This is a genomic window from Brevundimonas sp. AVps23W (assembly GCF_058681395.1).
This window is the reverse complement of sequence record NZ_CM178738.1, coordinates 2071600-2083708: the sequence shown is the minus strand read 5'-3', so window position 1 is coordinate 2083708 and position 12109 is coordinate 2071600. Positions and strand designations below refer to the sequence as shown.

15 protein-coding genes and 2 tRNA genes are annotated in these 12109 nt (G+C 66.8%); 13 read left to right on the top strand and 4 right to left on the bottom strand.

The window, feature by feature from the left end:
* Nucleotides 1-85 precede the first annotated feature (85 nt).
* The 11 genes from ACW177_RS10165 (at nucleotide 86) to ACW177_RS10115 (ending at nucleotide 3860) form a co-directional block, all read left to right on the top strand.
* On the top strand, nucleotides 86-424 hold the full coding sequence (locus ACW177_RS10165; protein ID WP_267513023.1) for a RebB family R body protein: 339 nt from the start codon (nucleotides 86-88) through the stop codon (nucleotides 422-424).
* 35 nt (nucleotides 425-459) lie between these two features.
* On the top strand, nucleotides 460-783 hold the full coding sequence (locus ACW177_RS10160) for a RebB family R body protein (protein WP_492025603.1): 324 nt from the start codon (nucleotides 460-462) through the stop codon (nucleotides 781-783).
* 84 nt (nucleotides 784-867) lie between these two features.
* Nucleotides 868-1269: a RebB family R body protein gene (locus tag ACW177_RS10155; protein WP_492025602.1), complete on the top strand. Its 402-nt coding sequence runs from the start codon at nucleotides 868-870 to the stop codon at nucleotides 1267-1269.
* Nucleotides 1266-1622 (top strand): hypothetical protein, encoded by a 357-nt coding sequence (locus ACW177_RS10150; protein ID WP_492025601.1) that lies wholly within the window; start codon nucleotides 1266-1268, stop codon nucleotides 1620-1622. The genes ACW177_RS10155 and ACW177_RS10150 overlap by 4 nt, the downstream gene beginning before the upstream one ends.
* A 24-nt stretch (nucleotides 1623-1646) precedes the next feature.
* Nucleotides 1647-1874 (top strand): RebB family R body protein, encoded by a 228-nt coding sequence (locus ACW177_RS10145; protein ID WP_492025600.1) that lies wholly within the window; start codon nucleotides 1647-1649, stop codon nucleotides 1872-1874.
* 3 nt (nucleotides 1875-1877) lie between these two features.
* On the top strand, nucleotides 1878-2213 hold the full coding sequence (locus ACW177_RS10140) for a RebB family R body protein (protein WP_492025599.1): 336 nt from the start codon (nucleotides 1878-1880) through the stop codon (nucleotides 2211-2213).
* An 18-nt stretch (nucleotides 2214-2231) separates the two neighbouring features.
* Nucleotides 2232-2465, top strand: coding sequence for a RebB family R body protein (locus ACW177_RS10135; RefSeq protein WP_008262209.1), 234 nt, complete (start codon nucleotides 2232-2234; stop codon nucleotides 2463-2465).
* A 31-nt stretch (nucleotides 2466-2496) separates the two neighbouring features.
* The gene (locus tag ACW177_RS10130; RefSeq protein ID WP_492025598.1) at nucleotides 2497-2877 is read left to right on the top strand and encodes a hypothetical protein; all 381 of its coding nucleotides are present in this window, start codon (nucleotides 2497-2499) and stop codon (nucleotides 2875-2877) included.
* Nucleotides 2878-2899: 22 nt separating this feature from the next.
* Nucleotides 2900-3250, top strand: coding sequence for a hypothetical protein (locus tag ACW177_RS10125; protein ID WP_492025597.1), 351 nt, complete (start codon nucleotides 2900-2902; stop codon nucleotides 3248-3250).
* Between the two features lie 20 nt (nucleotides 3251-3270).
* Nucleotides 3271-3552 (top strand): hypothetical protein, encoded by a 282-nt coding sequence (locus ACW177_RS10120; RefSeq protein WP_492025596.1) that lies wholly within the window; start codon nucleotides 3271-3273, stop codon nucleotides 3550-3552.
* Entirely contained in the window at nucleotides 3549-3860 is a 312-nt protein-coding gene (locus ACW177_RS10115) for a hypothetical protein (RefSeq protein WP_492025595.1), read from the top strand. Before ACW177_RS10120 ends, ACW177_RS10115 begins: the two co-directional genes overlap by 4 nt.
* Before the next feature lie 94 nt (nucleotides 3861-3954).
* Here the strand turns inward: ACW177_RS10115 and ACW177_RS10110 are convergent, their stop codons facing one another.
* Complete coding sequence (locus ACW177_RS10110; RefSeq protein ID WP_492025594.1) at nucleotides 3955-7248, bottom strand: autotransporter outer membrane beta-barrel domain-containing protein; 3294 nt, start codon at nucleotides 7246-7248, stop codon at nucleotides 3955-3957.
* Between the two features lie 324 nt (nucleotides 7249-7572).
* Here ACW177_RS10110 and ACW177_RS10105 point away from each other — a divergent pair, with 324 nt between their 5' ends.
* Complete coding sequence (locus tag ACW177_RS10105; protein WP_492025593.1) at nucleotides 7573-8823, top strand: glycosyltransferase; 1251 nt, start codon at nucleotides 7573-7575, stop codon at nucleotides 8821-8823.
* A gap of 85 nt (nucleotides 8824-8908) precedes the next feature.
* Here ACW177_RS10105 and ACW177_RS10100 read toward each other — a convergent pair.
* Both ACW177_RS10100 and ACW177_RS10095 read right to left on the bottom strand, forming a co-directional pair.
* Nucleotides 8909-8985 (bottom strand) — tRNA-Asp (locus ACW177_RS10100).
* Nucleotides 8986-9066: 81 nt separating this feature from the next.
* Nucleotides 9067-9143, bottom strand: a tRNA-Asp gene (locus tag ACW177_RS10095).
* A 392-nt stretch (nucleotides 9144-9535) separates the two neighbouring features.
* On the opposite strand from ACW177_RS10095, the gene ACW177_RS10090 reads away from it, so the two are divergent.
* Complete coding sequence (locus ACW177_RS10090) at nucleotides 9536-10264, top strand: RNA polymerase sigma factor (protein WP_492025592.1); 729 nt, start codon at nucleotides 9536-9538, stop codon at nucleotides 10262-10264.
* Here ACW177_RS10090 and ACW177_RS10085 read toward each other — a convergent pair.
* Complete coding sequence (locus tag ACW177_RS10085) at nucleotides 10261-11991, bottom strand: cytochrome c biogenesis protein DipZ (protein WP_492025591.1); 1731 nt, start codon at nucleotides 11989-11991, stop codon at nucleotides 10261-10263. The genes ACW177_RS10090 and ACW177_RS10085 overlap by 4 nt on opposite strands.
* Nucleotides 11992-12109 lie beyond the last annotated feature (118 nt).

The window sequence follows — 12109 nt, the reverse complement described above, 5'->3', positions numbered from 1 at the left end:
ACGTCATGCCTGTGGAGGTCGTCCTCAGCGGGGCCGGGCGATCTTCTTCCAGCGGGCCTCGATCCAACGGGTAAGGAGACAACTCATGGCTATTCCGACACCGGTGAACGGGCAGATCACCGACGCCGTCACCCAGGCGAATGTGAAGGTTCTAGGCGACGCCCCGGCCATGGCCATGGGGGCCATCTATCAGTCGCTCGCCCATTCCACGGGCATTCTCTACGAGAACGCCACCTCGTCGCAGCAGCAGCTGGCGATCGCGGCCCAGGCCGCCACCAATCAGGGCGTCATCCAGATCTACAGCGTGGACACCATGGCCGGCGCCGTGGCGACCTCGAAGATCGCTCAGTCCGATACGCCCGACAACATGCTGTCCCTGCTGACCGCGCTGCGCGCCGTCGGGCCGCACGCCGCCGTTTCCTGATTTTCGCTGCAACCCTCATTCAAAGGATTTGAGACATGGCGCTTCCGACACCCGTCAACGGCATGATCACCGACGCCGTCACCCAGGCCAACGTCAAGGTGCTGGGCGACGCCCCGGCCATGGCCATGGGCGCGATCTATCAGTCGCTCGCCCACTCGACCGGCATTCTCTACGAAAACGCCGCCTCGTCGCAGCAGCAGCTGGCCATCGCCGGCCAGGCTGCGACCAACCAGGGCGTAATCCAGATCTACAGCGTGGACACCATGGCCGGCGCCGTCGCCGCCAGCAAGATCAGCCAGTCGGACACGCCCGACAACATGATGGCCCTGCTGACCGCCCTGAGGGCGACGGCGGCCTGAAGCCGATCTGACGCTGACGACGGATATCCGTGACAGCCGCGGCGGGAGACTGGCGCCCGCCGCGCCCACACCTGGAGGACGACCATGGCCGAGGCGAAGACGACCGACAAACCGGCTGACAAGGAGACGGGCAAGGCCACGGGCAAAACGCCGGAAGCCTCCGCCGCCAACCTGGGCGACTTCGAGGACGTCATGAAGCTGATGCTTGAACTCAGCAAGAATCCGGCGACCGCCCCCACGGCGGAAGCGGTGGCCAACACCCTGCTGACCGTCATCGGGTCGGGACCGAGCTTCGCGGCGATGCAGAGCCTGGTGGCCGCCAATCAGGCCAGCGGCATGATGTACCACAACGCCGTCGCCAACCAGCAGACGACCAATATCCTGGGCATGGTCGCCACCATGAACTGCGTCCAGGCCCTGATGGACAAGCCGTCCGTGATCCCCTGGCCGGATCTGGGGCCGCGTCGCGAGGAGGCGTTCGAATGAGCGCGCAGACGAGACACGAGAAACGCGAAGACCGGCGGGCGTACGACGTCTGCCGCGAGGAGCCTCTGCTGCTGTGCGCCGGGGCGGGCATCTGCCAGGCCAGCCTGATCACCATCATGGCTTCGGCGGACGCCTTCGCCGCCCGCTTGGCGGCGTCCACGCTGCAAGCGGCCGAGTTGGCGACGCTCCAGACGCGATACCTCGCCGCCAGCCTGGCGGAGATGCAGCCGCTGCGCGCGGCGGCGCCTGTGGGGGTCGGTCTTGCCGCGCCTGCAGCGATGGCGGCGCACGCCGTGTCCCAGGTCCGCCAGGAGGCGCCGTCGGCCTTCTACGGTCCGCCGGTCGTCACCTGAGGAAAGAAGAAGGGGGGCTTCGTCATGACAGACACCGTCAATTCGCAGATCACCGACGCCGTCACCCAGACCAACGTCAAGGTGCTGGGCGAAGGCCCGGCCGAGGCCGTGGCCATTTCGGTCCAGGCCGTGGCCCACGCCACCAGCCTGTCGGTCGAAAACGCCAGTCAGGCCCAGGGCGGGATGCAGCAGATCAACAACGCTGCGGTCGGCGCCCTGATCGCCAAGATCCTCGAAATCCCGGTCGCTTGAGCCATGGCCTATCCGACCCCCGTCAATAGCCAGATCACCGATGCGGTGACCCAGCAGAACCTGATGGTCCTGGGCTCCGCTTCGACGATCGCCATGGGCTCGATCTACCAGAGCGCCGCTCATTCGACGGCGATCGTGTTCGAGAACGCGGTCCAGGCGCAGCGCCAGGCGTCGATCTGCGCCCAGGCGGCGACCAACCAGGGGGTCATGCAGGTCTATGAGATGGGCAGCATGGTCTCGGCCCTGGCCACCACGCGGATCGCCCACAAGGCGCCTGCATCCAACAGTCTGGAAAATGCGCTTGTCCTGCTTGTCGCCCTCAAATTGCTGAAACTCTAGAACGTCAGGATCTGAACCATGGCCGCCGACACGCCCGTCAACTCGCAGGTCACCGACGCGGTCACCCAGACCAACGTCAAGGTGCTGGGCGAAGCGCCGGCCCAGTCCATGGCGCTGGTCTATCAGAGCATGGCGCATTCGATCTCGCTGGCCATGCAGAACGCGCAACAGGCGCAAGGCGGCCTCCAGCAGATCGGCAACGCCGTGACCTCGAGCGCCGTCACCATGATCATGAACGCGGCGCAGAAATAAGCGCCAGGCCTGAAGAGAAAGCCGCTTCGCCGTGACCGATGCCGTCAACAGCCAGATCAAGGACGCCGTCCAGACCTCGACCAACTGGGCGCTGGGATTCGCGACGCTGGACGAGGGCACGCCGGCCAGCTCCACGCGGGTCTCGGCCGGGGGCGTCATCGCCTATGACAAGGCCACCCAGGCCGCCGCCCTGTCGGTCCAGGACGCCGCCGACTATCAGCGCAACGTCCTGTCGATCAGCACCACGGTCCAGGGCAAGGCCATGGCGATGATGCTGGCCTCGGGCGGGATGAACGAGCCGGCCCTGATCGCCTACGCCATGGCCCTGGTCAGTTCGTTCGCGGCGCCCATTGCGGCAGGGCTGGCGGCGGAGTCCGTCACCAAGGCCGTCCAGACCTTCCCTAGAAACTGAACCCAGAACCAAGGAGCATGCCATGTCCAGTTTGACGGTGTTGAAGACCAGCGAAGCCGAGGCCGTCGTCGAGGAGGCCCAGGCGCTGGAACGCGAGACGCGGTGCGAGACCGAACGGTGGCTGAACGCCGCCGACGACCTGTCGAATGCTGAGCGGCTGGAAGACAGTCAGGTGCGGTACCAGGAGTTGCGCGACGCCGCCCAGAGGGTGATCGCCTTGCTGTATCGCATCCAGGAGCCGCTGCTGGGCGATCCCTATGCGCCCCTGGCGGCCGCCGAGATGGACAAGGCCAAGGCGCTGCTGGCGGATATCGAGGTCGGCGAATTGGTCGAGAAGGTCACGCTGGTTCCGGCGTCGTCGGACAAGGAATGACCCGGAAAAGGGGGCTCGCCATGGCCGAAGAACAGTCTGCGGCCTCGGCTGAACCGGCGACGACGGGACCCGGCAAGGATCCCGTCGTCCTGGCCGCGCAGCGCATGGTCGTGGAGATGTTCAGCATGGCCGCCAAACAGATGCCTGACCTGATGAAGGCGCAGGTCTTGGGCCAGGCGCCCAATCAGGCGGCGGCCAGCGCCGAGGTCCAGAAATTCACTGAGGACATGCTCTCTCAGTTGCAGGCCCAGGTGACGCGAGCACTGGGCGTTGAGCCTGAGGCCAAGGGAGACAAGACGTGAGCGACGCTCATGGCGCGGCGGGACGCCACCTGTATGATTCCATCTCGGAGCAGAAGCATTCGGTGGTCGACAGTTTCGCCGATCAACGCACCGTGTTGAAGCGGGCCGTCGCCGAACAGCGGCTGGCCGCCATGCCGGAAGACATGCGGCGCGCTGAGATGGGACCGTCGGCCCAGGTCAGCCTCGAGATCGTCGAGGCCTTGCAGAAGATCATCGCCCGCGAGGTGACCCGGCAATTGGATCTGGCCATCTGCGCCATGATCGAACGGAGCAAGGCCGAGCCTTCAGGCGCGACCGCCGAAGCCTAGGGTCAGATCGGCCCCCGGTTTCAGTCGACGACCAACCAATGAAAAGGCCGCCGGATCGCTCCGACGGCCTTTTGTCGTTCGTGACGGCTTCCGATCAGAAGCGGAAGCTGGCCCGCAGCAGAAGCGAATAGCGGACATAGTCCTCGAGCAGTTCCGCATCGCCGGTCAGGGACAGCATGCCGAGGTCGTTGCCCAGGTTCAGACGGAAGCCGAGGATCAGGCCGCCGCCTTCAACCGCATCGGGCGACAGGGTGAAGTCCGGCCCGCCGCTGGCGAAGCGGGCGATGGTCTCGCCGGCGTCGACCGACAGGTTCTGGCGGTAGCCGATGCGCAGTTCGGGGCGGATCCAGCCGTCGCGGCCGAAGCCGTAGCCAACGTTCATCGCCGCGACGGCGGAGAAGATGTGGCTGTCGCGCGAATCGATGTCGAGGTCGAAGCCGTCTCCGCCGCCGCTTTCCGTCCGTGATCCTTCCGACAGGTGGAAGAACTCGGTGTAGACCTCGGGGCGCACGTTCAGGCGGCCGTAGTTGCGCTCATACGAGGCGCCGCCGGCCGCAGCGGCGGTCCAGCCGTGCCAGTCGGAGCTGTTGTTCAGATAGACGCCGTCGGCGACCAGGGAGCGGTCGGCGCTGAAGCTGGCGTAGCCGCCGGCCGCGCGGGCCCAGGTCGTCCAGTACTGACCCTGGGCGCGCCAGTAGAGGCCCAACTCCAGCAGGTTGGCGGACAGGATTTCCTCAGCCTCGGCCTCCGGGTCCTCGATGTCGGAGGAGGTAAAGGCGGCCGTGACGCCGAAGGCGCCCATGCTGGTGCCTTTTTCGACGCCGCCGGCGACGCCGAAGCCTTCCGAACGGAAGCCGTAGGAATCGGTCTTGTCCTTGTCGGCGTAGAAGTTGATCTCCTGGACCCAGGCGCTGGTCTCGCCGGGCGCGGCGGAGGCGTTGCGGCCCGTCAGGGCGCGCGTGACGGCGTCCACGCCGGCCGACAGGGACATCAGAGGCCCGCCCGAGTGGTCGGGGAGCATCTGCTCATAGACGTTGGCGAAGCCTTCGCGGTCGGTCTGGCTGAGGAACAGGTTTTGAAGCGTCGTGTTGTCGCCGAGGGCGGCGTAGACGGCGTCGAAGGCAGAGGCCTCGACCGGGATCAGACCGGCCTCTTCGGCCGTGCGACGGCGGGCGTCGACATAGACCTTGCCGGCCGCAGTGTCGGCCCCGGCCGAGACGACATAGAGGTAGGGCGAGTTCTCGCCCAGCAGCGTCTGGTCGATGGTTCCGATGGTCAGAGACCCGGCGTTGATGAGGTCGAAGCGGGCGGGCTCCTGCAACAGGGTGGCGAAGCGGACGCCGAGGGCGGCGCCGGTGGCGATATTGGCTGCGCCGCTGACATTGAAGCCGCCGCCGGTGTTCGTCGCAGGATCGACGGTGAGAACCAGGGTGCCGTCCGCGCCGACGTTCAGGCTGGAGATGTTGGTCGCCGTGGTCTGATTGGCGAACAGGGAACCGTTGGTCACATTGAGCGCCAGGCCGGCCGCATTGGTGATCGACCCGGAAATGGCGGCGCCGCCGGTGATGTTCATCGTGTCGGCGCCGCCGCCGAACGAGATGTCGCCGATGATGGTGCCGTTCTCGATGTTCAGGGTGTCCGCGCCCGAGCCCAGCCGGATCGCGCCGACCAGGGTGGGTTCAGCGCTGTCGGGCACGCCGTCCTTGTCGGTGTCGGTCGCAGTGCTGCCGGCGGCGGCGGCCACGCCGTACTGACGGAAGACAACGCCGGTCGTGTTGGCCGACAGATCGACGGCGACAGCCTCTCCGTCCTGGGTCGTGTCGTCGGTGGTGTCCGGGGTGATGCCGACCGCGATCGTGCCGGCGTTGGTGAACTGGGTCAGGCTTCCGGACGCATCCCGAATGGCCACGGCGTCGCCGTGATTGCCGGTGAAGGCCGAGGTGATGAGACCCGTATTGGTCATGGACGCGACATTGGCGCCGGCGCCGATCAGCACCGCCGTCGAGGTCGTGGCGGTATTGCCCGAAGCGCCGGCCTGGATCGTGCCGGTGTTGTACAGGGCCGGGGCGGTGACATTGGCGCCGATCCACACGGCGGTCGCGTTGGCCTTGGACGCAGAGGCGGAGATCGTGCCCTCGTTCCTGACGCCGCCGGCGACCGTGACGGCCTGGCCGCCGTCCACGCCGAGTTGCAGGGCGCGCGCTTCCCGCTCAGCATATACGCCTGAGCCGCTGATACCGCCCCGGTTGATCAGGCCGTAGGCGGCGTCGCCGGTTCCGACTGCGCCCAGGGTGACGGTGTTGGTCGCCGAGCCGATCAACAGGGCCGGGGCGCTGCCAAGCGAGCTCAGGGAGGCGGTCGTCTCGCTGGTGTCCAGAATGCCGTCGCCGTCGCGGTCGGTGTCGTCGCGGTTCTTGACGCCGTCGCCGTCGTTGTCCTCGTCGCCATTCTTGACGCCGTCGCTGTCGTCATCGCCGTCGATGCCCGCCGAACCGTAGGTCGGGCCGGTGTCCAGAAGGACGCCGCCGTTGATGTCTGCGGCCACGCGGACGGCCGGGCCGCCCTGCAACAGATCGTCCGCATCGAGATCTTCGAGATAGAGCGTCGAATCCGAAAGCTTGGCGGATTCAGGTATGGAGGACGGAGAGGTCGTGTAGCGATAGCCGGTGGTGGTGATCGCCGAATGGATTTTCAGGGCGCCGCCCACATCGCCTTCGATCGACACACCGGTCGCGCCTGCGCCCGTCGCCGTGATCGAACCTGCCAGATCGACATTGCCGGACACCGCGCCCGTGGTGCGAACCCCGACCGTGCCGTCGCCCAGCACCCGGACCGTGCTGAGGCTCTGCAGGCGACCGTTCAGGTCGGTCTCGACAGCCAGGCCATAGCTGTTGTTCCCCTCGACGGTGATCGCGCTGGTCGGTTCGAGGGTGATATTGCCGGTGAAGGCGGAGGGGCCGGCGACGCGCACGCCGTAGCGACCGGTTCCGGTCGCGAAGGGGCCGTCGATGTCGCCGTCGCTGTCGGTGTCCTTGTAGTCGGCGTCTTCCAGCGAATCGGTGATGGAGATCGAGCCGCCCATGGCGAGCGATCCGGTGTTGCCGCCGTTCACCAAAATGCCGGTCGCGCCGTCGGCCGCCTTGGCCATGGTGATCGAGCCGCCGCTATCGACATCGAGGGTGTTGTTCGAGTCCAGCGTCATGGCCGCACCGGAGGTGACGGCGATCGAACCGCCGCTGGCGATCCGGACGTTGTCGGCGGCCGTGCCGGTGGCGTTGGAGGTCTGGATCGGCGTCGTGCGAGCGGTCGAGACGACGACCTCGGCCTGAGCGCCCGTCACAGCCAGCAAGGGAGCGATCGCTACAGCGGTCGCGAGTAGAATACGCATTCGGAAGAAAACCCCTGGTGGCCACGCGATCACGAACAAGGCGGTCCATTACAGGATCGACGCCAACCTTGCTCAAGTTTATCGAATTTGAGGCGAATGCAAGGCCGTGTTCAGCATGTTGCCGTTCCGCGTCAGACTTGAAGCCTTGTGAAACGTCCGATTTTGCGGGGCGTTGCGGGGGGTGCGGAAGGATTTCCGCCGCGGCTATTGAGCTTTGCCGCGCCGGGGTCTAGGGGCGGACGCATGGTCAAACGCGTTTCACGACGACGCATCCAATCCACGTCCTCCGGCGTTGGCGAGCCCAGACCAGACGAGAACCTCTTTATGACACTGACCGACCTCGACGTTCACGAAAGCGAGCTCCGGCTGATTCCCGGACTGGACGTCGAAGTCGCGGACACGCTGCGGGCGCTGAAGCTGGCGGCGATGGATGATCGGCCCCGACTGGTGGACAGCACCATGCTTTACGCGCCGCGTTCCGGCGGGGTGAAACGCTATCTGCTGTCGAAGAAGGCCTGGATCGAGGCCAATCGACCGGGGGTCAGTCATTCGCTGATCGTGCCGGGCGCGCGACACAAGGCGCGGACCGACGGGATCGTGCAACTGCGGGCGACGAAGCTGCCGTTCGGGGACGGCTATCGCTGGCCCAGCTCGGTCAAGCGCTGGAGCGCCTGGGTGGCGGCGATGAAGCCGTCGATCATCGAGGCGGGCGACCCCTATACGCCGGGGCAGGGCGCCCTGGAGGCGGGCCAGCGGGTGGGATGCCCGGTCGTCGGCTTCTGTCACTCCGATCCAGCCAGTCTGGCGGCCCTGCATTTCGGCGAGTGGGCCAAGAAGCCGGTCGAAAAACGCTGGGCTCGACTGTTCTCGCAGTTCGACCGGGTGGTCTCGCCCAGCCGATTCATCGCGCGGCGGCTGGAAGAGGCCGGGGTGAGCAATATTGTCATCCGGCCGCTGGGTGTCGAGATCGACACCTTCCGGCCCGATCGCCGCGACCGTCAGTGGCTGTTGAAGCAACTCGGCCTGGGCGAGGACGCTCGGCTGCTGTGCTTCGCCGGCCGTCCGGCCAAGGAAAAGAACGTCGATATCCTGATTGAGGCCGTTCAGAAGCTGGGCGCGCCCTATCATCTGGTGCTGGTCGGCGCCGGGTCGGGCATGCCGGTTGAGGATCGGGTGATTTCGATGCCCTATGAGAAGGATCCGAAGGCGATTGCGCGGATCATCGCCAGCTGCGACGCCTTCGTCCATGCGAACGACAAGGAGCCGTTCGGCCTGATCGTGCTGGAGGCCATGGCCTGCGGGCGTCCCGTGGTCGGGGTCAACGCCGGCGGCGTGGCCGAGACGGTCGATGAGTCGGTGGGGCAGCTGGCGGCCAGCGCCGAGGCCGGCGCCTATGCCGAGGCGGTCGAGGCCCTGTTCGCACGGGACATCGAGGCCATCGGCCGGGCCGCGCGGGATAAGGCCGTCAACCAGTTCGCCTGGAACCGGGTCTTCGAGGACCTGTGCATGGTCTATGGCGAGCTGACGGGCGAAGCCGCCTTCGTGCAGCCTGACGAGGCTTTCGCCGTCCACTGAGGCCGGCGCAATCAATTCGGAAAAATAGGCGCTGTCTTCCACTCGTCAGAGAGCGGGGGCGCGCCACTTCTTTGTCTGTAAGAAGTGGCGCGAGTGACGGGGCTCGAACCCGCGACCTCCGGCGTGACAGGCCGGCACTCTAACCAACTGAGCTACACCCGCGTATCAGGTCGAAACTTTTGAGTTGTTTCGAAAACTTTAGAGGGAAGGCGGTCGCGCCACTCTGTCTATTTCTAGAAAGAGTGGCGCGAGTGACGGGGCTCGAACCCGCGACCTCCGGCGTGACAGGCCGGCACTCTAACCAACTGAGCTACACCCGCGTTTCCCGGCCGAAGCGGCTGTGCGCCCCGGCGAGGGGCGTCGTTTAGGCGGGCTGACCCATCGCGTCAAGCGGCCTTTTCCGAGAAAGACCGACCATGCGGCACGATAGGCTGTGGAGAAGATCCGCCGCTCGCGTCCGCCCGCCGTATGCGCCGCGCCGACAGGGGGCGGGCGGCCATTGTTGCGGGCTCTTTGGGGCCAAGAGAGCGAGATATTTGGCTCGATCACACGTTTAGCCTTCACAAAAAGCGAAAACGCCCGTCTAGGTTGCATGGGTGGGCTATGGCCGTGTTTGCAACGGCCGTCGGACAACCGCCCAGGGGGAGACGGAGGCCGGGGAGCGAGCCTGTTCAGGCTTGGCGGTCTTCTTCACGGGAAGGGGATTGACGCCATGACCATCGTCCCGCTGTTTCCGGATTGGAATGCGGAGAGCGGCGAACAGGCGAGGCCTGCCGAGCTTGTGGCCGGGCCCGCGCGTCCGTCCAGAGCCTATGGACCATCGCGACGTTCGCCCTCTCCGGTGGAGGTTCTGGCCAGGGCGGCGGGAGAAGGGCGTGGGCGATCCGTGACGCCTGCCGAGGTCATTGCGCAGTCCCTGGATCGCCGACCCTCGCTGGATCATTTCTGGGCGGTGTGGATGGCGCATCAGACCGTTCTGCGACAACGGAGCCTTCGCCTCAGCGGCGGCAATCGCGCCGACGCCGAGGATGCGCTGAGCGCGGCCATGGTCCGGGCGGCCCAGGCCTTCGACCGACAGCCGATCCAGAACCCAGGCGCCTGGCTGGTGCGAATTCTGCACAACACCTGCATGGACCAGCACCGCCAGAACGCCAGCCGTGTTCCGATCAAGACTGAGGACGATGATCTGCCGCCGCCGTCGGCGGCCGCCTGGGCTGCAGCTGAACCCTCGCCGGAGGAGGTGTTGTCTCAGCAGGAGAGCGACGCCGCCTGGGGAAGGGCGATGAGGGCCCTGCCGGCGAGCCTGGTCGAGCCGCTGAAGCTTCACCTGGACGACTGGAGCGACGAGCAGATCGCCGCCCATCTGAACATCAGCCGCGAACTGGTTCGCAAGCGTCGGCAGCTGGCTCGGAAACAGCTGCGCCTGCTGCTGGATATCTAGCCGAAGGTGAAGGCGAAGACCTGGGCGCCCGGATCGAGGAATTCGATCTCGAAGGTGCGCTCCCGCACCGGTCCGGACTGCCGCACCAGTTGGTAGAGGCGCTGCCCGTCGATGCGCCCCATGCCCTGGGCGTCGATGTCGGACCCGGCGGCGGCGCCCGGCGCCTGGCCGTCGATCAGGACGCGGAACCGCGGCGCCGCCCCGGCGGCGTCGGGCGCCATGACAAGATGAAGATCGCGCGCCTTGAAGCGGAACGAGACCCGGCCGCCGGACGCCGTCAGTTCGGCATGTTCGCGGGTCACGCGCCAGGCGCCGGTCAGGCTCCAGTCATTGAGGGCCAGCGAGCCGGCGGCATAGGTCTTGACCGCATTTCGGGCGAAGCCGCCGGGCGAACGGAAGTTTTCTGCGCGGGCGTAGCCGACATAGGTTTCGGGCGAGCCGAGCTGGCTCATGTCGGCGGCGGCTTCAGCGCCCTGGGCCTGGATCTGGACCACGTCCGCGCCGACGTCGGCGGCGCCCGCCTCCTTGAGCAGTTGCTGGATCACGCGTTCAGACCGGTCGTAGTCGCCTTCGCCGAAATGGTGGTGGCGGATGCGGCCCTGGGCGTCGATGAAATAATGGGCGGGCCAGTACTGGTTCTTGAAGGCGCGCCAGATGGCGAAGTCGTTGTCCATGGCGACCGGATAGTCGACGCCCAGGCGGCGGACGGCGTCGCGGACGTTGGCCTCGGATTTCTCGAAGGCGAATTCGGGCGTGTGGACGCCTATGACGACCAGGCCCTGATCCTTGTACTTGTCGGCCCAGGCGCGGACGTAGGGCAGGGCGCGCAGGCAGTTGATGCAGGAGTAGGTCCAGAAATCGACGACAACGACCTTGCCGCGCAACTGCTCCGGCGTAAGGGGCGGGGAGTTGATCCAGGTGGTGGCGCCGGTCAGGGGCGGCATCGTCCCCTCGACCGGCAGATTGGCCAGGTCCGCCGGGGCTGCGTTCGTCGGCACGCCGCGGCCGATGCCGCTCAGCAGCGCCTGTTCCAAACGGCCGGTGCTTCCGGCCGAAATCCGGGTCAGCAGGCCCGTGTCCAGGCCCAGGCCGATGGCGACAACGCCAATCAGCACCAAGGCGCCCAGGCCGCGCCGCACCCATTCGCCGACGCCCAGCGCGCCCTTCATGGCCTTGAACACTCGTCCGCCGACCAGCAGCGCCAACGCCAGGGAGGTGGCGGCGCCCGCAGCATAGGCCAGCAACAGGACGGTCGAGCCGACGCCGGCGCCCTGCAAGGCCGCGCCGGTCAGGATGACGCCCAGGATGGGGCCTGCGCAGGGCGCCCACAGCAAACCGGTGGCCACGCCCAGCAACAGGGAGGCGCGGACGTCGCCCTGGTCGCCCGCGCCGCGCTCGACGCGGTCGGTCAGCCAGGAACCGGCGGCCACGAACGGTCGCATCAACCGATCCCCGATGGAGGGCACAAGCAGGCTGAGGCCCAGGACGGCCATGACCGCGAGCGCGATCCAGCGACCGACCTCATTGGCGCGCACGGCCCAGCCCCCGCCCAGGGCAGCCAGGGTCGCTACGCCGGCGAAGGTGACCACCATGCCGACCAGCAGGGGCAGGCCATTGCGCACGAACGGCCGGCCGGCGCGGGCGAAGACGAAGGGCAAAACCGGCAAGATACAGGGGCTGACGATGGTCAGGGCGCCGGCCAGATAGGAGAGCAGGAACAGGATCATGGGAGCGGCCTGACGCGATGGGGTGACTTAAGATACGAAGCCGGGAGGCGTTCGGTTACCCTTCGACGTATTATCTCCCACAGATAGACGCCCTGTCTTGTGTCGAACGGGCTAGACT

What these genes read in the sequence shown, in the direction of transcription:
- ACW177_RS10165 (WP_267513023.1), top strand. Translation starts at nt 86, where the DNA reads ATGGCTATTCCGACACCGGTGAACGGGCAGATCACCGACGCCGTCACC.
- ACW177_RS10160 (WP_492025603.1), top strand. Translation starts at nt 460, where the DNA reads ATGGCGCTTCCGACACCCGTCAACGGCATGATCACCGACGCCGTCACC.
- ACW177_RS10155 (WP_492025602.1), top strand. Translation starts at nt 868, where the DNA reads ATGGCCGAGGCGAAGACGACCGACAAACCGGCTGACAAGGAGACGGGC.
- ACW177_RS10150 (WP_492025601.1), top strand. Translation starts at nt 1,266, where the DNA reads ATGAGCGCGCAGACGAGACACGAGAAACGCGAAGACCGGCGGGCGTAC.
- ACW177_RS10145 (WP_492025600.1), top strand. Translation starts at nt 1,647, where the DNA reads ATGACAGACACCGTCAATTCGCAGATCACCGACGCCGTCACCCAGACC.
- ACW177_RS10140 (WP_492025599.1), top strand. Translation starts at nt 1,878, where the DNA reads ATGGCCTATCCGACCCCCGTCAATAGCCAGATCACCGATGCGGTGACC.
- ACW177_RS10135 (WP_008262209.1), top strand. Translation starts at nt 2,232, where the DNA reads ATGGCCGCCGACACGCCCGTCAACTCGCAGGTCACCGACGCGGTCACC.
- ACW177_RS10125 (WP_492025597.1), top strand. Translation starts at nt 2,900, where the DNA reads ATGTCCAGTTTGACGGTGTTGAAGACCAGCGAAGCCGAGGCCGTCGTC.
- ACW177_RS10120 (WP_492025596.1), top strand. Translation starts at nt 3,271, where the DNA reads ATGGCCGAAGAACAGTCTGCGGCCTCGGCTGAACCGGCGACGACGGGA.
- ACW177_RS10110 (WP_492025594.1), bottom strand. Translation starts at nt 7,248, where the DNA reads ATGCGTATTCTACTCGCGACCGCTGTAGCGATCGCTCCCTTGCTGGCT.
- ACW177_RS10105 (WP_492025593.1), top strand. Translation starts at nt 7,573, where the DNA reads ATGACACTGACCGACCTCGACGTTCACGAAAGCGAGCTCCGGCTGATT.
- ACW177_RS10090 (WP_492025592.1), top strand. Translation starts at nt 9,536, where the DNA reads ATGACCATCGTCCCGCTGTTTCCGGATTGGAATGCGGAGAGCGGCGAA.
- ACW177_RS10085 (WP_492025591.1), bottom strand. Translation starts at nt 11,991, where the DNA reads ATGATCCTGTTCCTGCTCTCCTATCTGGCCGGCGCCCTGACCATCGTC.